The sequence below is a fragment of the Streptomyces viridochromogenes DSM 40736 genome (genome assembly GCF_000158955.1).
GTDB lineage: Bacteria > Actinomycetota > Actinomycetes > Streptomycetales > Streptomycetaceae > Streptomyces > Streptomyces venetus.
On sequence record NZ_GG657757.1, the window covers coordinates 1,391,800 to 1,412,242 of the forward strand.

19 protein-coding genes are annotated in these 20,443 nt (G+C 71.0%); 9 read left to right on the forward strand and 10 right to left on the reverse strand.

Annotated elements, in window-relative coordinates:
• Positions 1-42: 42 nt before the first annotated feature.
• Positions 43-990, forward strand: a complete 948-nt coding sequence (locus SSQG_RS05990; protein WP_244299063.1) for a DMT family transporter — start codon at positions 43-45, stop codon at positions 988-990.
• A gap of 36 nt (positions 991-1,026) precedes the next feature.
• Here SSQG_RS05990 and SSQG_RS05995 read toward each other — a convergent pair whose 3' ends face one another.
• Positions 1,027-2,358 (reverse strand): aminotransferase class I/II-fold pyridoxal phosphate-dependent enzyme, encoded by a 1,332-nt coding sequence (locus tag SSQG_RS05995; RefSeq protein WP_003988827.1) that lies wholly within the window; start codon positions 2,356-2,358, stop codon positions 1,027-1,029.
• A gap of 35 nt (positions 2,359-2,393) precedes the next feature.
• Here SSQG_RS05995 and SSQG_RS06000 point away from each other — a divergent pair, with 35 nt between their 5' ends.
• On the forward strand, positions 2,394-3,080 hold the full coding sequence (locus SSQG_RS06000; RefSeq protein ID WP_003988828.1) for a pyridoxamine 5'-phosphate oxidase family protein: 687 nt from the start codon (positions 2,394-2,396) through the stop codon (positions 3,078-3,080).
• 267 nt (positions 3,081-3,347) lie between these two features.
• Here SSQG_RS06000 and SSQG_RS06005 read toward each other — a convergent pair whose 3' ends face one another.
• Positions 3,348-4,352 carry an EamA family transporter gene (locus tag SSQG_RS06005; RefSeq protein ID WP_003988829.1) on the reverse strand — a complete coding sequence of 335 codons (1,005 nt, stop codon included), beginning with the start codon at positions 4,350-4,352 and terminating at the stop codon, positions 3,348-3,350.
• Positions 4,353-4,429: 77 nt separating this feature from the next.
• Positions 4,430-4,978 carry a Clp protease N-terminal domain-containing protein gene (locus SSQG_RS06010; RefSeq protein WP_039932029.1) on the reverse strand — a complete coding sequence of 183 codons (549 nt, stop codon included), beginning with the start codon at positions 4,976-4,978 and terminating at the stop codon, positions 4,430-4,432.
• Between the two features lie 223 nt (positions 4,979-5,201).
• Here SSQG_RS06010 and SSQG_RS06015 point away from each other — a divergent pair, with 223 nt between their 5' ends.
• Entirely contained in the window at positions 5,202-5,630 is a 429-nt protein-coding gene (locus tag SSQG_RS06015) for a type II toxin-antitoxin system Rv0910 family toxin (RefSeq protein WP_039932031.1), read from the forward strand.
• Positions 5,631-5,696: 66 nt separating this feature from the next.
• Here SSQG_RS06015 and SSQG_RS38850 read toward each other — a convergent pair whose 3' ends face one another.
• Positions 5,697-6,338, reverse strand: a complete 642-nt coding sequence (locus SSQG_RS38850) for a PadR family transcriptional regulator (protein WP_078506815.1) — start codon at positions 6,336-6,338, stop codon at positions 5,697-5,699.
• Positions 6,339-6,492: 154 nt separating this feature from the next.
• On the opposite strand from SSQG_RS38850, the gene SSQG_RS06025 reads away from it, so the two are divergent.
• A complete protein-coding gene (locus tag SSQG_RS06025; RefSeq protein WP_003988833.1) occupies positions 6,493-7,341 on the forward strand; it encodes a class I SAM-dependent methyltransferase in 849 nt (282 codons plus the stop codon).
• An 85-nt stretch (positions 7,342-7,426) separates the two neighbouring features.
• Complete coding sequence (locus SSQG_RS06030; RefSeq protein ID WP_003988834.1) at positions 7,427-8,245, forward strand: PhzF family phenazine biosynthesis protein; 819 nt, start codon at positions 7,427-7,429, stop codon at positions 8,243-8,245.
• A gap of 48 nt (positions 8,246-8,293) precedes the next feature.
• Here the strand turns inward: SSQG_RS06030 and SSQG_RS06035 are convergent, their stop codons facing one another.
• Together SSQG_RS06035 and SSQG_RS06040 are read right to left on the reverse strand one after the other, a co-directional pair.
• Positions 8,294-9,097: a CPBP family intramembrane glutamic endopeptidase gene (locus tag SSQG_RS06035; RefSeq protein ID WP_039932036.1), complete on the reverse strand. Its 804-nt coding sequence runs from the start codon at positions 9,095-9,097 to the stop codon at positions 8,294-8,296.
• 68 nt (positions 9,098-9,165) lie between these two features.
• On the reverse strand, positions 9,166-10,683 hold the full coding sequence (locus SSQG_RS06040) for a glutamate-cysteine ligase family protein (protein WP_003988836.1): 1,518 nt from the start codon (positions 10,681-10,683) through the stop codon (positions 9,166-9,168).
• A 552-nt stretch (positions 10,684-11,235) separates the two neighbouring features.
• On the opposite strand from SSQG_RS06040, the gene SSQG_RS06045 reads away from it, so the two are divergent.
• The 3 genes from SSQG_RS06045 to SSQG_RS06055 all read left to right on the forward strand — a co-directional run bounded on the left by SSQG_RS06045 (position 11,236) and on the right by SSQG_RS06055 (position 13,666).
• A complete protein-coding gene (locus tag SSQG_RS06045; protein ID WP_039932037.1) occupies positions 11,236-11,820 on the forward strand; it encodes a hypothetical protein in 585 nt (194 codons plus the stop codon).
• A gap of 395 nt (positions 11,821-12,215) precedes the next feature.
• Positions 12,216-12,422, forward strand: coding sequence for a DUF5999 family protein (locus SSQG_RS06050; protein ID WP_003988838.1), 207 nt, complete (start codon positions 12,216-12,218; stop codon positions 12,420-12,422).
• A 209-nt stretch (positions 12,423-12,631) separates the two neighbouring features.
• A complete protein-coding gene (locus tag SSQG_RS06055; protein WP_039932038.1) occupies positions 12,632-13,666 on the forward strand; it encodes a LacI family DNA-binding transcriptional regulator in 1,035 nt (344 codons plus the stop codon).
• A 74-nt stretch (positions 13,667-13,740) separates the two neighbouring features.
• Here the strand turns inward: SSQG_RS06055 and SSQG_RS06060 are convergent, their stop codons facing one another.
• The 4 genes from SSQG_RS06060 to SSQG_RS06075 form a co-directional block, all read right to left on the reverse strand.
• Positions 13,741-14,805, reverse strand: a complete 1,065-nt coding sequence (locus SSQG_RS06060; RefSeq protein ID WP_039932039.1) for an endo-1,4-beta-xylanase — start codon at positions 14,803-14,805, stop codon at positions 13,741-13,743.
• 44 nt (positions 14,806-14,849) lie between these two features.
• Complete coding sequence (locus SSQG_RS06065) at positions 14,850-15,614, reverse strand: carbohydrate ABC transporter permease (protein ID WP_244299466.1); 765 nt, start codon at positions 15,612-15,614, stop codon at positions 14,850-14,852.
• A 95-nt stretch (positions 15,615-15,709) separates the two neighbouring features.
• Positions 15,710-16,708: a carbohydrate ABC transporter permease gene (locus SSQG_RS06070; protein WP_003988842.1), complete on the reverse strand. Its 999-nt coding sequence runs from the start codon at positions 16,706-16,708 to the stop codon at positions 15,710-15,712.
• Between the two features lie 6 nt (positions 16,709-16,714).
• Positions 16,715-18,007 carry an extracellular solute-binding protein gene (locus tag SSQG_RS06075; protein WP_039932040.1) on the reverse strand — a complete coding sequence of 431 codons (1,293 nt, stop codon included), beginning with the start codon at positions 18,005-18,007 and terminating at the stop codon, positions 16,715-16,717.
• Between the two features lie 456 nt (positions 18,008-18,463).
• Between SSQG_RS06075 and SSQG_RS06080 the strand changes: the two genes are divergently transcribed.
• Positions 18,464-20,443 (forward strand): APC family permease, encoded by a 1,980-nt coding sequence (locus tag SSQG_RS06080; RefSeq protein ID WP_003988844.1) that lies wholly within the window; start codon positions 18,464-18,466, stop codon positions 20,441-20,443.

Consider the following 20,443-nt stretch of genomic DNA (forward strand, 5'->3'; position numbering starts at 1 on the left):
TATCGCTTGTGCTACGAGGTTTTGGCCAGCATCGTGGCTGCCATGAGCACCGTCACCACCCCCGTCGGCCGGGTCACCGTCACACCCCCTTCGAGCGAACGGCCGCGTCGCCGTCTCGACTGGCGTCTCCGCTTCGCCGCCCTGTCCCTGATCTGGGGCTTCAGCTTCCTCCTCATCAAGGTGGGCACCCATGCGTACGCGCCGTTCCAGGTGACGCTCGGCCGGCTGGTGTTCGGTACGGCGGTGCTCGCCGCCGCCATGGCGGTGCGGCGCGAGCGGCTGCCGCGCGGGGCGCGCACCTGGGGGCATCTGGCGGTCGCCGCGTTCCTGCTCAACGCCCTGCCGTTCTCGCTGTTCGCGTACGCGGAGCTGACCATCCCGTCCACACTGGCGGGCATCTGCAACGCGACCTCGCCGCTGTGGGGCATGACGTTGTCGCTGGTCGCCCTGTCGGAGGACCGTCCGACCCGGGTGCGGGTCGCGGGGCTGGGTCTCGGTTTCCTCGGCGTGCTGACCGTGCTGGGCGCCTGGCAGGGCTTCCACGGCCTGGACGCCGGCGGCACGGCGCTGGCTCTGCTGGCCTCCCTCAGCTACCCGATCGGCTGGATCTACGTCCGACGCACCCTGGCCGGCGCCGGCCACTCGCACCTGTCCATGACCGGCGCGCAACTGCTGCTGGCGACGGTCCAGCTGGCCGTCGTCACCCCACTGTTCACGACCCTGCCCACGAACCTCTCCCCCGTGCCGCTGCTGGCGATCGCCGCCCTGGGAGCGCTGGGCACGGGCCTCGCCGTGCTCCTCCAGTACGGCCTGGTCGCCGAGGTCGGCCCGACCACGGCCCAGATGGTCACGTACTTCATCCCGGTCATCGCGACGGCGGCGGGCGTCGCGCTCCTCGGCGAGCCGCTGGCGTGGTCGACACCGGTCGGCGCGGTGATCGTCCTGACGGGGGCGGCGCTCACACAGGTCCGGCCGAAGCCCCGGTCATAGCGGGTGCCCCTGCCCGGCGCTCGGGCCGCCTCCGCCTCAGACGTAACTCCGCGCCGGAGGCGGTCCGAGCGCCGAGGCGATCGCGTCGGCCAGCGCCTCGGTCTCGTCCTCGGTGAGCGTCGAGACGGTGACCCGGACGCCGGGCGGTGCGCTCAACCGGAAGCGGGCGCCGGGGGCGACGGCCCAGCCGGCGTGCAGCAGCCGGGCGACGGCACCGGTCTCGTCCGGCACCGGCACCCACACGTTCATCCCGCTACGCCCGTGCGCCGCGACCCCGCGCCGATCGAGCGCGCCGATCAGCGCGTCCCGGCGCCGCCCGTACGCGGCCGCCACCGCGCGCGTGTCCACCGCGCCGTCGGCCCACAGCCGCACCAGAGCGCGCTGCATCAGCCGGCTCACCCAGCCCGGCCCGAGCCGCTGCCGCCCGCGCACCCGGTCGACGGTGACGCCGTCCCCGGTGAGCAGGGCGAGCCGCAGATCCGGCCCGTAGGCCTTGGCGGCCGAGCGCACGAACGCCCAGTGCCGGGTGGCGCCGGCCAGGGGATGGAGCGGCACGTCGACGATGCCGTGGCCATGGTCGTCCTCGATCAGCAGGGCCTCCGGGTACTCCCGGAGCACGGACCGCAGGGCACGCGCGCGCGTGGCGCTCACCGCGGCGCCGGTCGGGTTCTGCGCACGGCCCGTGACGATCAGGGCACGCGCCCCGGCCGCCAGCGCCCGGCGCACGTCGTCGGCGTGCGTGCCCTCGTCGTCGACGCCGACGGGGACGGTCCGCAGCCCGAGCGCGGGCACGAGGTCGAGGGTGCGGCCCCAGCCGGGGTCCTCGACGGCGACGGTGTCGCCGGGCTTGAGGTGGGCCACCAGCACGCGTTCGGCCCCGTCGAGCGCACCCGACACCACGGCGAGCGGGCCGTCCGGCACCCCGTCGGCGTCGAACCCGGCGCGTGCGAGCCGGGCCAGCTCCGGATCCAGCGGATCCTCTCCGTACAGCACGGGCGCACGGTCGCCCTCGGCGGCGGCCGCCGCGAAGGCCGCCGCGAGCGGCGGCAGCAGGGCCGGGTCCGGATTGCCGTCCGCCACGTTCCGCACGCCTTCGGGGACGTCCACCCTGATGTGGTCCCGCCCGGTCGTCGCGGGCGCGGAGCGCACCCGGCTGCCGCGCCGGCCCGCGGTCTCGATGACCCCGCGCTCGCGCAGAGTCCGGTACGCGGCCGCGACGGTGTTGGGATTCACCCCCAGACGCTCCGCCAACTCCCGCATGGGCGGGAGCAGTTGCCCGGGCTGCAAGACACCGGCCCCCACAGCCCGCTCGACGCTCGCCGAAATGTCCACTGCGCGGCGCCCGCTGATCGGATACTCTCCTAGCACAAACCCAAGTATGCACTAGTGCAATGGAGAGCGCCATGCAGGGGACCGCGCAGACGTCGTCGCAGCCCGCCACCGCCTACACCCCGACCGACCGCACCGTCCCCACACGCTCGGCGAACCGGGCGGCGTACGACAGGGAACTGGTGCACGCGATACTCGACGAGGCCTACGTCTGCCACCTCGGCTTCGTCCGCGACGGCGCACCGGTCGTGCTGCCGACGCTGTACGCCCGGGTCGGCGAGCGGCTCTACGTGCACGGCTCGACGGGCTCGCGCCCGCTCCGGGCGGCCGGTCAGACGGACCCGGGCCTGCCGGTCTGCCTGACCGTCACGCACGTCGACGGCCTGGTCCTGGCCCGCTCGGCCTTCCACCACTCGATCAACTACCGCTCCGTGGTGGTGCACGGCGTCGCCCACGACGTGACGGACCCCGAGGAGAAGCGCCGGGCCCTGGACGCGCTGGTCGACCACGTCGTGCCGGGACGCGCCGCCGACTCCCGGCCGGCCAACAGGAAGGAGCTGGCCGCCACGGCCGTGATCCGCCTGGACCTCGACGAGGTCTCCGCCAAGCTCCGCACCGGCGGCGTCAACGACGAGCCGGAAGACCTCGCCCTCCCCCACTGGGCCGGAGTGGTCCCGGTGCACAGGACCTACGGCACCCCGGTTCCCGACCCGGACCTGACCCCCGGCACCGAACTGCCCGACTACCTCGAGGCTCGGTGACCTGAAGGGGCGCGGGGAACCGCGCGACCGGCCGGGGACGGCCCGCAGCCGCCGTCGGACAAGCGCACCCGGCTCCTTGCGCACCCCCGCACCTCCGCCACCGCAAGCCCCGCGATTCCCCGGATCAGTGGGATCGACGGGGTCCACGGACTTCGGCTGCGGGCGCCGCCGTTCGGCCCGGCGGCAACGCCGGGCGCGTTTTCCGCAGGGCCCGCCTCAGGCGGCCGGGGGCGGAAGAACGAGTGCGTTCGAAGACATGATCGGCACTCAGGCGGCCGTTCCGCCCCTGGACAACTCCCTTTCCGGGCCACCGCTCGCCACCGGGCCCTCGGACCCCTTCGCCGGCGTCGAGGACTGCGCGATGAAGGCGCCGACCAGCACGATCACGCCACCGGCGATCTGCGGCGCCGAGAGGTGCTCGCCGAGCAGGATCCAGGCCAGGACGGTGGCGATGACCGCCTCGAGACAGGCCACGACGCCGGCGACCTGCGGGGAGAGCCGTCGCACGGCGAGCACACCGGTGACGTACGCGACGACGGTGGCGACGAGGACGATCCAGGCCAGCAGCGCCACGGCGGCGACGGGTGTGCCGTCCATGCGCGCGGTGCCCGTGAGCACGGACCAGTCCATGCTCCAGGGCCGGGCGACGACGGTCAGCACGGCCGCGCCGACGAGCAGCCCGTAGGCGATGACACCGAGCGGGTCGGGGGCCTCGTCCCCGGCGTCGCTGCCCTGGTCGGAGAGGACGAAGTAGCCGACCTGACAGCAGGCCGCGCCTAGTGCGAGCAGCAGCCCCAGGGCGTCGAAGCCGAGACCGGACCACACCTCGACGACGCAGGCGAGTCCGCCGACCGCGAGGACGACACCGACCGCCGCGGCACGGGTGACGGGCCGCCGCTGCACGAAACGCACCCAGCCCAGCACGAGGGCGGGCGCCAGGTATTCGATGAGCAGGGCCACCCCGACGGGGATACGGGAGAGGGCCGCGAAGTAACAGGCCTGGACACCGGCGACGGCCAGCAGCCCGAACCCGGCGAGCAGTCCGGGACGGCGGCGCAGCAGCGCACGGTGGCGTACCGCGAGCGGCAGCATCACGAGGGCCGCCCCCGCCACGCGCAGCCACACCACGTGCAGCGGGTCGAGGCCCGCCTCGATCAACGGCTTGGCCGCGACACCGGATCCGCCGAAGGCCACCGCGGACACGAGCGCGAGGCCGAGCCCCACACCCCTGCCGCGCCCGCTCGCACTGCTGTCAGACGTACGCACCGGCACATGATGACAGGGCCTGACAGGAGCGTCACCCCCTTGACACCTGTCTCACTGCCTGGACGCCGCGAGCCCCCGGTCAGTCAGTGAGCCGCGTCGCTCCCTCTGACGCCGTCGAGCCGGGCGAGCACCTCGCGCGGCTCGATCCCGGCCCGACCGAGCACCTCGACGGCGCGCGCCTGCCGGTCCACGAGGATCGCCGCGAGCAGGTCGGCCGCACGGGCCGGTCCGCCGTGCCGGGCGGCGCGTTCGCAGGCGTACTCCATCGCCGTCGCGGCCAGCGGCGAGAAGCCCGCTGTCTCCTTCACAGAGGGGTCCGCCGGCACGGGAACGGCACCGGAGTCCTCGACACCGCTCTGCCAGCGCAGGCCGTACCCGATGCTGCGCTGGACGAGATAGCCGAGCAGCCGAGCGAGCTGCGGTCCGTCACCGACGGCGATGCGCGCCTCGGGGTCGGACTCCAGCAGCGAGTGGAGCAGATGGGCGGTGTCGATCTGCCGGTCCCCGTCCCTGACCGCCCGGCGACGGGCACCTCCGATCACCGATGCCAGCTCGGCACTGAGCCTGGCATCGTTCTCCGCGCGGTGGATGCCGTGCTCATGGGCCGACTGCCGGGGAATCGAGGGTTGCACACCCCTCACCCCATCAGTCCCGAGAGCCCGGGTCATCCTCGGAGCGAAGCATTTTCGCGTCCCACAGGAAGTGGACTTCGCCGACCGGAATCTCCTCCCTACGGAGGAGATCAGGCCGTTGCGCCCCAGGCCACCCACACTTCTGACTGTTCGTCAGTATTGAACATTGCGACTCCTCCGGCTACGTTCCGCGACACCCAGCCCGACACAAAGAGGTGTTCGCATGGCCGAAGTCAGCGCGGAGGCACGCATCGGGGCACCGGCCGAGAAGGTGTGGGCCCAGCTCACCGACTGGCCCGCGTACGGCGAGTGGAACGCGACGCACACCAGCTTCCCGTCGGGCGGCCCCGAGCCCCTCGAAGTGGGAGCCACGTTCCAGGAGAACATGAGACTCATGAACTTCCCGGCCGAGGTGGAGTGGACCGTCGAGGAGCTGGAACCGGCCCGGGTGCTCGCCATCCGCGGCAAGGGCCCGATGGGCGTGACCGTGGCGACGCGCTACACCCTCACCCCGGACGGCACGGCGACGACGGTCCGCATCGACGGCGAGTTCACGGGCGCGGCGGTGTCGCTGATGGCGGGCAAGCTCAAGGACTCGGGCACGGCGGCCCTGCAGGAGTCGCTGCGCAAGCTCGACGGGCTGGTGACCTGACCGGCCGGAACACCGAGGCGCCCCCGGATCGCTCCAGGGGCGCCCGTCCCACGAGGGGGATGAACCTCAGTCCTCGTCGGCGAGGATCAGATACAGCTTCTTGCGGGCTTCGTTGATGACGCCGAGCGCCTTCTCCCGCTGTTCCTTGCTGCCGGTCTTCCAGACCTGCCCGAAGGCCTCCATGAGCCCGAAGCCGGCCTGGCGGATCTCGCCGAGGGCCTCCCAGTCGACCCCACGGGAGGCCTCCTCCCAGGGCGCCTCGGGCCCCTCCTCGGCCGCCGCGCGTCCCGCCTCGGTGAGCGAGAACAGCTTCTTGCCGCCCTCGGACTCGCTGATGATCAGCCCTTCGTCCTCCAGCAGCTGGAGGGTGGGATACACCGAGCCCGGACTGGGCTTCCACGCCCCGCCGCTGCGCTCGGCGATCTCCTGGATCATCTCGTAGCCGTGCATCGGCCGGTCCTTCAACAGGGCCAGGATCGATGCCCGTACATCACCGCGCCGCGCCCTTCCCCTGGGCCCGCCACGCCCTCGGCCGCCCCAGGGGCCGGGACCGAAGCCCGGGCCACCGGGCCCGCCCCAGCCGGGGCCGCCGGGACCGCCCGGGCCGAAGGGACCGAAGGCAGCACGCAGCCCCTCGAAACCGCCCCGGCCGTGCCGCGGTCCGCCGTGTCCGTGTCCATGTCCGTGCTCAAAACCATGGGTGCGCATCGCAACCACTCTCCATTCCATCGTTGATCTGTCGCGATACCTCAACGATATATCGGAACAGTTGCCCAGACAAGACTGGATCCGCAGCCGCTTGTGTCCTGTGACAGCGAAATCTCGTTCGATTGCCGCTGAACCGCGGCTCTAGGCTGTCGCGGTGACTGATGAGCAGGAGCGGGTGCGGCCGTCGGGAGTCTGGGCCACCGCGGTGGGGGTGGCCCGGGTGCGGGCGCTGGAGACCGAGCGGGAGAACGCGCTGTTCCGCGACCCACTGGCACAGGCCTTCGCCACCGCCGGCGGCCTGTGGCCCTCCTCGCCGCCGCCCGATGACGAGGCCGCGCGACGCCGCCGGCCGGCCGTGTCGTTCTCCATCGTCATCAGGACGAAGTTCCTCGACGACCTGTTGCGGCAGGCCTCCGCGTCGGGTGTCCGGCAGGTCGTGCTGCTCGGCGCCGGCATGGACACCCGGGCCTTCCGGATGGACTGGCCCGAGGGCACCCGGCTGTTCGAGGTCGACACCGCCGCGCCCCTGGACTTCAAGGCTTCGGTGCTGCGCCAGGAGCGGGCCGTCGCACGCTGCGAGCGGATCACCGTCCCGGTGGACCTGCGTGAGGACTGGCCGGGCGCGCTGGCCGCCGCGGGGCACGACCCGGCGGTGCCGACCGCATGGATCGCCGAAGGACTACTGATCTATCTGACCGAGGACGCGGTGGAGCTACTGCTGGCCCGGATCGGCGCGCAGTCGGCGGCAGGCAGTCGGATGGGGCTGACCTTGGGCTCGCGCGGCGTGATCGAGCGCTTCGGCGCGCACGCCGAGCCGGGATCGGCGGCGTCCATGTGGGTCTCGGAGATGCCCGACGACCCGGTGGGCTGGCTGGCCGGGCACGGCTGGGAGGCCGGCAGCCACACCCTGCGCGAGCGCGCTGCCGCCTACGGCCGCCCGATCAGCACCCCTGCGCAGCGCGAGGAGCGGCCCGGCGGACTGATCTCGGCGGTCCGCCGGTAGAGCGCCTTGGCCGGCCGGCAAAACCGGGCCAGTACTCGCGAATTGGCCTTGGCCCGCGACTTCACGGCGCCTCTAGCGTCTGGGCATGCGGATTCGAATCGTCGACGCCTTCACCGAGCGCCCCTTCTCCGGCAACCCGGCGGGAGTGCTGCTCCTGCACGACGCGGACGCCTTCCCGGACGACAGCCGGCTCCAGAACATCGCCCTGGAGGTCAACCACGCCGAGACGGCCTTCGCCCACCCCCTCCCCGAGGGCGGCGAGGCCGACTGGGCACTGCGCTGGTTCACGCCGGCCGCCGAGGTCGCCATGTGCGGCCACGCGACCCTGGCCACCGCCCACGTCCTGCACACCACCGGCGCCCACGAGGGCCCGGTGCGGTTCGCCACCCGCAGTGGCGTCCTCGTCGCCACACCCACCGGTGACGGCTCCGTCACGCTGGACTTCCCGACGGCCCCGCTCTCCCGGGTCGACACACCCGACGGCCTGGCCGAGGCTCTGGGCGCCGAACCGCTCACGGTCCTCGACACCGGCCCGAACGTCGGCGACCTGCTGGTCGAGATCGCCGACGAGAAGACGGTGCACGGCCTCAGTCCGGACCTCAGGGCCCTCGCCGCCCACTCCCGGCGCGGTGTCATCGCCACGGCCCGGGCGGAGGACCCCGCCCGTGGCTACGACTTCGTCTCGCGCTGTTTCTTCCCGAACGTCGGCATCGACGAGGACCCGGTGACCGGCAGCGCCCACACCGCGCTCGCCCCGTTCTGGTCCGAGCGCCTGGGCCGCCCGGACCTCACCGGCCTGCAGGCATCGGCCCGCTCCGGCCGCGTCCGCACGGAGCTGCGCGGCGACCGCACCCTGCTGAGCGGCAGAGCGGTCGTCGTCATCGAGGGCGAGCTGCTGGCCTGACACAGCGAAGGGGCGCACGACGGTGTCGTACGCCCCTTCGCCGGCTCGTCACGCCGTCGGCAGCCACCCCACCTTGCCCGCGAGCAGCGCGTAGCCCACGAACGCCCCGATGTCGAGCAGCGAGTGGGCCACCACGAGCGGACCGACGCGCCCCCAGCGCCGGTACAGGTAGACGAAGACGACGCCCATGGCCATGTTCCCGATGAGGCCGCCGATGCCCTGGTAGAGGTGGTACGAGCCGCGCAGGACCGAGCTCCCCACCAGGGCCGCCGCGGGGGTCCAGCCCAGCTGTCCCAGGCGGCGCAGCAGATAGCCGACGACGATCACTTCCTCCAGCACCGCGTTCTGGATCGCCGAGAGGATCAGCACGGGGTACTTCCACCACACGCCGGGCAGCGCCTCGGGCACCACGGTGAGGTTGAAGCCGAGGCCGCGGGCGGCGAGGTAGAAGGCGATTCCGGTGCTGCCGATGACCGCCGCGATCGCCGCGCCGCGGCCGAGGTCGGGCCAGGGGCGGGTGCGGTCGAAGCCGATGGTGCGCAGGCTCGCGCCCTCGCGCAACAGCAGGTGCGCGACGAGCGCGACGGGCACCAGCGCCGTGGTGATCCCGAAGAGCTGCCAGGCCAGGTCGAGCCAGGGGCGGCCGGGCGCGGCCGAGGCGTTCATCGTGGCCGCCTGGTCCTTGAGGCCGCCCGGCTTGGTGACCGAGCCGATGAAGCTGATCAGCGCCGAGACTCCGCTCGCCCCCAGCGAGAGCGCCAGCACGAGCAGCGTCTCGTTGCGCAGCATCCGCCGCGAGAGCCGCTGCTGGGGGATGGAACCGTCGGCCACCGGGCTCGACTCCGCCTGCACACCTGCCTCCACTTCACCGACCTGTCGGATCAGTATGGCGGCAGCGGGTCGTCACCTGGGCGGCGGTGTCAGCTCAGCGACACCGGCTCGGGCAGTCCCACCGGCCAGCTGTGCACCGGGTCCCCCTTGTGCATCAGCTCGCGGTAGCGCCGGGTCGTGGCAGCGAGCGCGTCGTCCCGGGTGAGGCCCGCGTCGAGGGCCTTGTGGAAGGTCGCGGCCTGCCAGCTCGCCCCGTTCACCCTGCGCCGGCACCGCTCCTCGATCACGCCCAGGTACAGGTCGCGGTCGGCCGGTTCGACGCCCCAGGCGTCCAGCCCGGCCTCGGCCAGCGGCAGCAGTTCGTCGCGGATCAGGCTCACCGCGTCGACCTGCGTGGTGCCGCCGTAGCGGCCGCGGCGGGGCCAGGTGAACCGGGCGTCGATGCCGTCCTTGCACGCGGCGTCGAAGTTGGCGGCGGCCGCCTCGAACGGCAGCCGGGTCCACACCGGCCGGGACTCCTCGGCGAGGGCGCGGACGACACCGTAGTAGAACGCCGTGTTGGCGACGACGTCGATGACGGTGGGACCGGCGGGCAGGACGCGGTTCTCCACCCGCAGGTGCGGGACGCCGTCGGCGACGCCGTAGACCGGGCGGTTCCAGCGGTAGATCGTGCCGTTGTGCAGGACGAGCTCGGCGAGCGCCGGGACGCCGCCCTGGTCGAGCATGTCGAGCGGGTCCTCGTCGTCGCAGATCGGCAGCAGTGCCGGGTAGTAGCGCAGGTTCTCCTCGAAGAGGTCGTACGCCGAGGTGATCCAGCGCTCCCCGAACCAGGTGCGCGGCCGGACACCCTGCGCCTGGAGCTCCGGCGGGCGGGTGTCGGTGGACTGCTGGAACAGCGGGGGCCGCGACTCGCGCCACAGCTCGCGGCCGAACAGGAACGGCGAGTTGGCGCCGACCGCGATCTGCGCGGCGGCGACCGCCTGGGCCGCGTTCCACACGTCGGCGAAGCGGGCCGGTGTGACCTGCAGGTGCAGCTGCACGGAGGTGCACGCGGCCTCCGGCGCGATGGACTTGGAGGTGCAGCTCAGGTGCTCCACGCCGGCGATGTCGAGGGTGAACTCCTCCCCGCGGGCGGCCACGATCTGATCGTTGAGGAGGGTGTACCGGTCGACGTCGGAGAGGTTCGACGAGACCAGGTCGTCCCGGTCGAGGGTCGGGAGAATACCGATCATCACGATTCCCGCGTCGACCTCGCCGGCTTTTCGGTCGGCATATGCCAGTGACGTACGGAGTTCCTCCGCCAGCCGGTCGAATACCCGGCCGTCGAGACGGTGTGGGGGAATGTTGACTTCCAGATTGAACATGGCGAGTTCTGTTTGGAAATCGCGACTGGCGATACGTTCAAGGACTTGTGCGTTCAACATTTTCGGCATGCCGTCGGCGCCCGTGAGATTCAGCTCGATCTCCAGCCCCATCAGGTTCTTGGGACGATCGAACCGCTTCTCCGCCAGGAGCCGCTCCAAGCTCGCCAGGCACTGACGAAGCTTGTCGCGGTAGCGCTGGCGATCGGACAGGTCGAACTGGCCTGCCACGACCTTCTCCCCCATCGATGCGTCCCTCCTCGGATGGTGCGGGCCGAAGATCCGGCCGCCGGGGTCCCGGTCAGATGGAGGATGCCCAGCAAAAGCGATCGATAACGTCCCGGGCGGGAGCGCGGCCCGCTACGCTGGCCACGTGTAACCGGTGGCACATTCACTCGGCATGACGCAGAGACCTGATTTTCGGGTACCGCGCACTCGTGAAAAAGCCGACGAGAATGGGCCGACCGCCTCGTGAACATTCACCGAGGTCAACGCCTCGCACCACCGCCCGGAATCGGGATAATTCTCGCGAATCGCCGACCGAATGTACCCTTGTTCTACTCACCGGAAACGGCTAGACGAAACACAGCCTGAACCCGTGTCGTATAAACTCCGCGAACAAGGCAGAAGGTTGGCGCCCACGGTCGACGGGTCCTGCCGTCGAGGCGATGTTCGACGGACCCCACCCCCCTCTCGTTCTTGAGACCCGGCCCCCGCCTCTGCCCACCCTCGTGAGCTGACAGCGCCGTCCGCCCCCGCCCTCGTGCCACCGTGCCTTTGAATGAGAGGCGACCCACCATGCCGCTGCATGTCCCTCCGGCTCCCGCGCCCGCACTCCGTTCCGTCCTGACTGCGCTCTCCTCGCCCACCGCGGTCCGCGAGGCCCGAACTCCCTCCCTGCTCCGCGCCCAGGGGCCCACCACCCCCGAGCTCCCGCTGCCCGTCCACGTCCTCGACCGGGTCACCGCCGAGGGCGTGTCGGCCACCCGGCTGGCCGGGTGGCGCTTCCTGATCCGCTGCGGCGAGCGTGCGGTGGCCGCGGCGGAGACCATGCTGACCCCCGACGGCTGGGCCTTCTCCCACTTCTTCGAAGGCCCGTACATCACCTCGACCGAGCGCGCCCTGCGTCAGGCCGAGACGATGCCGCAGCCGTACCAGCCCCGCCTGCTGTCGGTGCCCAGCCTGTACATGCTGACGCTCTGGCTGCACGAGGACTGCACCGCGGACGGTGCCGCCGGCCACCCCGCCGCCACCGACCTGCTCGTCCCGCTGGCCCCCGCCCCTCCCGGTATCGCGGCGCATCGCCCGCACCGCGTCGCCGAACTGCTCCCCGTCCTGACCCACCGGGCGACTCCCACGAGACTGCTCGGCTCACCCGCCTGAAGCGCCGCCCGCGAGGTTTTCCGCACCCCGTCGCCGAATTCCCGGCGGCGGGGTCGCCTTTTATCGCTCGTACGAGCCTCCAATGGCTCGTACGAGCCGGAAATGGCACCTGGTCCGAGCGAACTAGCCCCATCCGGCCACCACGAACCACCCAAAGTGACAGTCCAGTTGGGATGAACCGTCCGCGCGGGTGATGCGTCATGAACCTGTGAGAAGCGGTGCGGCGAAATCCCTGCGGATTGACGCCCTTGGGGCAACACTGGGTTCCGACGACTTATCAACGGGGGGCGGCCATGAACGACACTTCTAGCCGCGGAACAGACAAAGCAGCCGACACGACCGACTCAGCCGACTCGGTCATCTCATCCATCACGACAGAGCGAAAGATCCCACCCATGTGCCAGCACCAGACACCGTGCCCTTCCGTCGACTCCGCCGACCGGGAATCCGCCCGCCTCGTGGCGCACCACCCGGAACAGGGATGGAGCCTGCTGTGCAACGGCGTGGTGCTCTTCGAGGACACCGGTGAGCTTCTGCCGGACGGCCGGGTCATCGACCCGCACCGTCCGCTGGCCGGCAACCAGGTGATGACGGCGGCCTGAGGACCGCCGGGCGGAGTGACGTCCGCCCGCAGACAAAGAGGGGCCGGCCGCAGCACCTGCGAACCGGCCCCGACGTATGTCCGGGTGCCGTCACCGCGCGTCACCCCCTGCGACTTCCCGTTCATGGCTCGTACGCCTTCCCACCGATGCCCGCTTTCCGGAAGACTCCTGGAAGTTTCGCGGGTGGTGCGTCGACGGAGGTGGGGCAAGTGGCAGCACGTGAGGCCGACGCCGGGGGCAAGGTCACGATCACGGAGATCGCCCGGCAGGCCGGCGTCTCCGTACCGACCGTGTCCCGGGTCGTCAACGGCCGGTCCGACGTGGCGCCGCAGACCCGGGCCCGGGTCGAGGACCTGCTGCGCCGGCACGGCTACCGCAGGCGCGCGGCGTCCCCGGGCACCCGTGCGGCCCTGCTCGACCTGGTCTTCAACGACCTCGACAGTCCCTGGGCCGTACAGATCATCCGTGGGGTCGAGGAGGTGGCTCACGCGGCCGGGGTCGGCACGGTGGTGTCGGCGATCCACGGGCGTTCGGGCGACGCCCGCGAGTGGATGCGCAATCTGCGCGCCCGTGCCTCCGACGGCGTCATCCTCGTCACCTCCGCCCTGGAACCGACGCTCCACGAGGAACTGCGCATCCTCGGCGTCCCGCTGGTCGTCGTCGACCCCGCCGGCTCGCCCGCCCAGGACGCGCCCACGATCGGCGCCGCGAACTGGTCGGGCGGCATGGCGGCCACCGAGCACCTGCTCTCCCTGGGCCACCGCAGGATCGGTCTGATCGCCGGCCCGCCGCGGCTGTTGTGCTCCCGGGCCCGGCTGGACGGCTACCGCGCGGCCCTGGAAGGCGCCGGCATCGCGCTGGACCCGTCTCTCGTCGTGCCGGGGGACTTCCGGCCGGAGTCCGGCTTCGCCGCCTGCGACGCGCTGCTCGGCCTGCCCGAGCCGCCGACCGCCGTGTTCGCGGCGAGCGACCAGATGGCGCTCGGCGCGATCGAGGCGCTGCGCCGACGCGGGCTGCGGGTGCCGCAGGACATGAGCGTGGTCGGTTTCGACGACCTTCCGGAAGTCCGCTGGTCGGCTCCGCCGCTGACCACCGTCCGCCAGCCCCTGGCCGACATGGGCAAACTGGCCGCGCGCACGGTCCTCCGCCTCACCCGCGACGAACAGCCGGACTCCCCTCGGGTGGAACTGGGAACGGAGCTGGTCGTCAGGGCGAGCACGGCACCACCGCCGACGGCCGGCTGACGGACTCCGGCCGCACGGCGGTCGCGGGCAGTCGTGCCGCCGGTGGGAGGGCACAGCGGGGCCCAACCGCCCCGCTACTTCCCCCCGAGCGCCCCACGCAGCGCGAAGTACGCCGGCTTCGGCCGCAGTTGCTCGTCCCACGGCAGGGCCGCGCCCTCGCCCGGGAAGAACGCCGGGATCCACGAGTACTTGTCGGTGTAGTCCCAGACGGTGATGCCGACGCAGCGACGTACCGCCAGGCACGCCTCGGTCAGGTCCCGGTACCACTCTGCCTGCTGCGCCAGCTTCTCCTCGGTCGCGGGCAGCTGCATCCGTACGTCGACCTCGGTCAGCGCGGTGTCCAGCCCGAGCCGGGAGAAGCGGCGGAGGTTGTCCTCCAAGGTCGTGGGATAGCCGTACTGGAGGGCCAGATGGGCCTGGAGGCCGATGCCGTGCAGCGGGACGCCCGCGGCCCTCAGCTCCTTGGCCAGCCGGTAGTACGCGTCGCTCTTCGGGCCGATCCCCTCGATGTTGTAGTCGTTGAGGTACAGCCTCACGCGCGGATCGGCCTGGTGCGCCCAGCGCAGCGCGTCGGCGATGTAGCCGGGCCCGAGCGTCTTGTAGAAGACCGACTCGCGGTACGTACCGTCCTCGTTGAACGCCTCGTTGACGACGTCCCAGGCGAACACCTTGCCCCGGTAGTGCCGTACCTCCGCCTGGACGTGCTTCTTCAGCACGGCCCTGAGCTCCGGGGCCGTCCACTCCCGCCCGGTGAGCCACCCGGGCAGCTGGCTGTGCCAGACCAGCGTGTGGCCGCGCACCTTCTGCCGGTTGGCGCGGGCGAGGTTCACGATCTCGTCGCCCTGGGAGAAGTCGAACACGCCCTGCTGGGGTTCGGTCGCGTACCACTTCATGCCGTTGCCGGGCGTGATCTGCCTGAACTCGCTGCCGAGCAGGGCCTTGTACGGTTCGTCGACGAGCTCGGGGTTGTCGGTGGCGCTGCCGAAGTAGCGGCCGTGCCGCTCGGCGAGGTCGGCGAGGGTCGGTTCCTTGCCGTGCCGCTCCGCGGCCTGGGCCGCGGGCCCGCCGGCGACGCCGCCGGCCACCAGCACGGCGGCGAGCGCCCCGGCGAGTCTGAGTCGTATGGCGGTCCTGCGCATGGTGCGACTCCTCACGATCGGGTGGGTGGGGTGCGCGGCGCGGGTCAGCCCTTCGTCGCGCCGGCGGTGAGGCCGCCGACGAGTTGACGCTCGGCGACCGAGTAGAAGGCGAGGGCGGGGACCATGGCCAGCACCAGATAGGCGAAGACCTTGGCGTACTCCGCGGAGTACTGCCCCTGGAATTGCTGCACGCCGATCGGCAGCGTCCACCACTGCGCGTCGGTGAACACCAGCAGCGGGAGGAAGAAGTTGTTCCAGCTGGTGACGACGGCCAGCACGGAGACGGTGCCGAGCGCGGGCCGCGCCATGGGGAGCAGCACCCGCCAGAAGAAGCCGAACGAGCTGCATCCGTCGAGCGTGGCCGCCTCCTCCAGCTCGCCGGGGATCTGCCGGAAGAAACCGCGCAGGATGATGATGGTCATCGGCAGCCCGAAGGCCGCCTGCGGGAGGATCACGCCGAGGGGGTTGTCCAGCAGGTCCAGGGAGCGCAGCAGCAGGAACAGTGGCAGGGCCGCGACCGCGAACGGGAACATCAGCCCCATCGTGAACAGCGTGAACAGCACCTCCCGGCCGCGGAAGGCGAACCGCGCGAAGGAGAAGGCCGACAGCGCGGAGACCGCGACGACCAGGACGGTCGTGCCCACCGCGATCAGCGTGCTGTTGCCGATCAGCCGCCAGAAGTCCCCCGAGCCGAGGATCTGCGTGTAGTTGGAGGTCACCCAGGACTCGGGCAGTCCGACGGGGTTGCGGGAGAGCTCGTCGGTGGACTTGAAGCCGGAGAGCACGGCGTAGAGCAGCGGGACGGCCATGAGCGCGCCGACGACGACCAGGACGAGGTGCAGAGGAAGGTTCCTGCTCCGGGGCCCCCTGCTCCGAGGGCCCCTGCGGGATTGCTGAGTGGACGTCACTTTCCGTCACCCCGCATGGTCGTGGTGGCCCCTTCCAGATCGCGCCGGAGCACGAACCGCTGGTAGGTGAGGGCGAAGACGAGGCTGATGCCGAACATGACCACGCTGATCGCGCTGGCGTAGCCGACCTGGTAGCGCTTGAAGCCGTACTGGAACATGGTCACGGCCATGGTCTCGGAGTGGTGGTCCGGACCGCCCGCGGTGGTCACCCACACCAGGTCGAAGAGCTGGATCGAGCCGATGACCGCCAGGAAGACGCTGATGCGCAGGGTGGGCGCGAGGAGCGGCAGCGTCACGTTGCGGAACCGCTGCCAGGGCCCGGCCCCGTCGATGAGCGCCGCCTCGGTCAGCTCCCTGGGGACGGCCTGGAGCCCGGCCAGGTACAGCATCATGTGGAAGCCGAAGTACTTCCAGGTCATGACCAGGAACAGGGTCGCCATGACGGTGGACGGGTCGGCGAACCACTCCCCGCCGAGCCCGTCCAGCCCGATCCTGCCGAGGAACTGGTCGGCGAACCCGTCGTCCGGGGCGAAGATCATGCCGAACTTCACGCCGGTGATCGCCTCGGACAGCACGTACGGGGCGAAGAACAGCATCCGGTAGACCGCCCGGCCGCGCATCCGCTGGTTGAGCAGGACCGCCATGGCGAGCGCGAACGGCAGCTGGACTGCGAGCGACAGCACCACCAGGACCAGGCAGCGCCACAGGTCGCCCAGGAAGACCTCGTCCTGGAAGAGGCGGGTGAAGTTCTCACCGCCGATGTAGTCGGAGGGCATACCGAAGCCGCCCCAGCGAAAGAACGCGGCATACAGGGCGAACAGCATCGGCAGCAGCACGAGCCCCATGAAGAGCACCAGGGCGGGCAGCTGGAAGCCGGCCGCGGTCAGCCAGTTCAGCGCGCGACGCCGGGCCCTCCCCCGGGCCCGGTCCGCGGCCTGCGGCGGCAGGCCGGCACCGGGGCCGGTCCGTTGGTCCGGCAGGAACGTGGAGGTCATCGCCGGCTACTGCTCTTCCTTCGCGGTCTTCGTGATCGACTGGGCGACCTGCTCCGGCGACTTGGAACCGGAGATGAGCCCTGCGACGCTGTCGTTGACCTCCTGGCCCACGGCGGGCGCGTACGCCTGGTCGAGGTAGAGCTGGAAGCCGGTGGCCTTCTTCAACTGTCCCTGTACGGCCTTGATGTTGGGGTCGGCGATGGCGCTCTCGGCCGCCGGGACGACGGGCAGCACGCCGGTCTTCTTGACCAGCTCCAGGTCGGTGGCCTCGGACGCGAAGAACTTCAGGAAATCGACGGCCTCCTGCGGCGCGCCCCGGCGCAGGGCGTGCCCGCCGCCGCCACCGAACACCTCGGTGATGGCGCCCTTTCCGCCCTCGACCGCGGGGAACGGGAAGAACCCGAGGTCCTTGCCCAGGCCCTTGCCCGCGTCGGCCTGCACCACCGGTGCCCACTGCCCCATGAGCTCCATGGCCGCCTTGCCGTTGCCCACGGTGGCGGCCTGGCCGGTCGGGGAGGAGTAGGCGGCGCCGAGGAAGCCCTTCTGGAACGGCTGGAGGCCGACGAGTTCCTTGAGGTGCTCGCCCGCCTCCAGGAAGGGGGCTCCGGTGAAGTCCTTGTCGTCGTAGGCCTTCTGCAGCGCCTCGGCGCCGGCGGCGCGCATCGCCAGGTAGGCCCAGTAGTACATACCGGGCCACTTCTCCTTGCCGGCCAGTGCCAGGGGCGTGACGCCGGCGGACTTCAGCCCCCGCACGGCGTCGAGGAAGCCGCTCCAGGTGGTCGGGGGTGCGCTGATGCCGGCCTTCTTGAAGAGCGCCTTGTTGTACCAGAAGCCGATCATGCCGATGTCGAACGGGACGCCGTAGGCCCTGTCGTCGATCAGGTACGGCTCCCTGGCGACCGGCAGCAGGGCGTCCGCCCAGGGCTTGGTGCTGTCGGTGAGGTCCTCGACGAGTCCGGCGTCGACCTGCTGCTTCAGGACGCCGCCGCCCCAGGTGTGGAAGATGTCGGGCAGCTTCCCGGAGGAGGTCAGGGCCGTCATCTTCGACTTGTAGGCGTCGTTCTCCAGCTGGACGATCTTTATCTTGACCTTGGGGTTCTGCGCCTCGTACTTGCGGGCTAGGGCGGCCCACACGCTCTTGGCCGGCTGGGTGGTGGAGATGTTCCACCACTCGATGGTGGTCGTCCCCGACGACCCTCCGTCCGAGTCCCCGCCGCATGCGGTCAGTGCCGTCATCCCCAGACCGGCCGCGGCGGAGGCCGCCAGGAAGCCGCGGCGGGACAGTGCCGGGTCGCCCATCATGCGCTCCTCGAAAGTTTCGACTCAGATTCAGAAAGCTGCGTTGTTGCCGCACCCTAGAGACAGCGGCCAAAGGGTTACAACCCCTCGGCGCGGTGAAATCTCCAGTTCACGACTGGACGGCACGAGAGGGCGAAACATTCGATATGCCAGACGAACGTTACGGACCGGACCTCCTCCTGATCACACAGGGTGTTCACTCCGGACCGACGGCGGTTCCGCTTCGGTCGGCGCTCAGCGCCATGAACGGGCGGCTCGGCAGCCGCCCCACACACCCTCAGCTCGCGGTTCACACCCCTGACCGCCGCGAACCGGGGTACTCGGGGGCAGTCTTAACGGAAGCTTGACGCGCTCAGGCCTCTCATTCAGAGGCCACTGCATCACACTCCGCATACGCTGATCAGGCCGTCCAGGGATGGCCGGAACCACGCTGAACCGCACATCGGGAGCACGTCGATGGCCACCACCGAGCACCGGCCGCCGAGCCGTACGGAGCCCGCCCCATCCACCCGCCTGCGCGCCTGGATGCTGGAAGGCCTGTCCGACATGGGCAAGCCGGGCGGCCACACCGGTCCCCACGCCGAGCCCGAGGCCCCGCACAAGGGTCAGCCCTGGTGGCGCGTGATGTGCCTGACCGGTGTCGACTACTTCTCCACGCTCGGCTACCAGCCGGGCATCGCCGCGCTCGCGGCCGGGCTGCTGTCACCGATCGCGACCATCGTGCTGGTGATCGTCACCCTCGCCGGCGCCCTGCCGGTGTACCGGAGGGTCGCCGAGGAGAGCCCGCACGGCGAGGGCTCGATCTCCATGCTGGAGCGGCTGCTCTCCTTCTGGCAGGGCAAGTTGTTCGTCCTGACCCTGCTGGGCTTCGCCGCCACCGACTTCCTCATCACCATCACCCTGTCTGCCGCCGACGCCTCCACCCACCTGGTCGAGAACCCGCATCTGACCGGCGTCCTGCACGACAAGCAGATGCTGATCACCCTCGTCCTGGTGGCCCTGCTGGGCGCCGTGTTCCTCAAGGGCTTCCTGGAGGCGATCGGCGTCGCGGTCGCCCTGGTGGGCACCTACCTCGCGCTGAACGCGGTCGTGGTGGCCGTCGGCCTCTATCACGTCATCACGGCCGGCCATGTGGTCACCGACTGGTCGAGCGCGCTCACCGCCGAGCACGGCAACGTGTTCCTCATGATCGGCGTGGCCCTGCTCGTCTTCCCGAAGCTGGCGCTCGGCCTCTCCGGGTTCGAGACGGGCGTGGCCGTGATGCCGCACGTCAAGGGCGACCCGGACGACACGGAGGAGCGGCCGACCGGCCGCATCCGCGACACCAAGAAGCTGCTCACCACGGCCGCTCTCATCATGAGCGTCTTCCTGATCACCACCAGCTTCATCACCACCCTGCTCATCCCCGAGAAGGACTTCCAGCCGGGCGGCCCGGCCAACGGACGCGCGCTGGCCTATCTGGCCCACGAGTACCTCGGCAACGGCTTCGGCACCGTCTACGACATCTCGACGATCGCCATCCTGTGGTTCGCCGGCGCCTCCGCGATGGCGGGGCTGCTCAACCTGATGCCGCGCTACCTGCCCCGCTACGGCATGGCCCCGCACTGGGCACGCGCCGTACGGCCCATGGTCATCGTCTTCACGCTGATCGCCTTCCTGGTCACCTGGATCTTCGACGCCGACGTCAACGCCCAGGGCGGCGCCTACGCCACCGGTGTGCTGGTCCTCATCAGCTCCGCCGCGATCGCGGTGACCATCGCCGCCCGCAGGGCCGGACAGCGGAAGTGGACCATCGCGTTCGCGGTCATCTCCGCGGTGTTCCTGTACACCACCGTCGCGAACGTCATCGAGCGTCCGGACGGCGTGAAGATCGGCGCCTGCTTCATCGCCGGCATCATGCTGGTCTCCCTGCTCTCCCGGCTGGCCCGCGCCTTCGAACTCCGCGTGACCAGCGTGACGCTGGACCCCATGGCGGAACGATTCGTCCGGGACATGGCCAGCCGCCGGATGCGGTTCATCGCCAACGAGCCCGACCGACGGGACAAGGCCGAGTACCGCGACAAGATCGAGCAGATACGCAACGACAACGAACTCTCCGAGCAGGAGGACTTCGTCTTCGTCGAGGTGACGGTCACCGACCCGTCCGAGTTCGAGACAAGCCTGACGGTACGCGGCGAGGTGCTCCACAACCGCTACCGCGTGCTGACGCTGGAGTCCTCCTCGATCCCCAACGCGCTGGCCGCGCTCCTCCTGCACGTCCGCGACACGACCGGCCGCACCCCGCACATCTACTTCGAGTGGACCGAGGGCGGCCCCTTCGCCAACTTCCTGCGCTTCTTCCTGTTCGGTCAGGGAGAGGTGGCCCCGGTGACCCGCGAGGTCCTGCGCGAGGCGGAACAGGACCGGAAGCGCAGGCCGAAGGTGCACGTCGGCTGA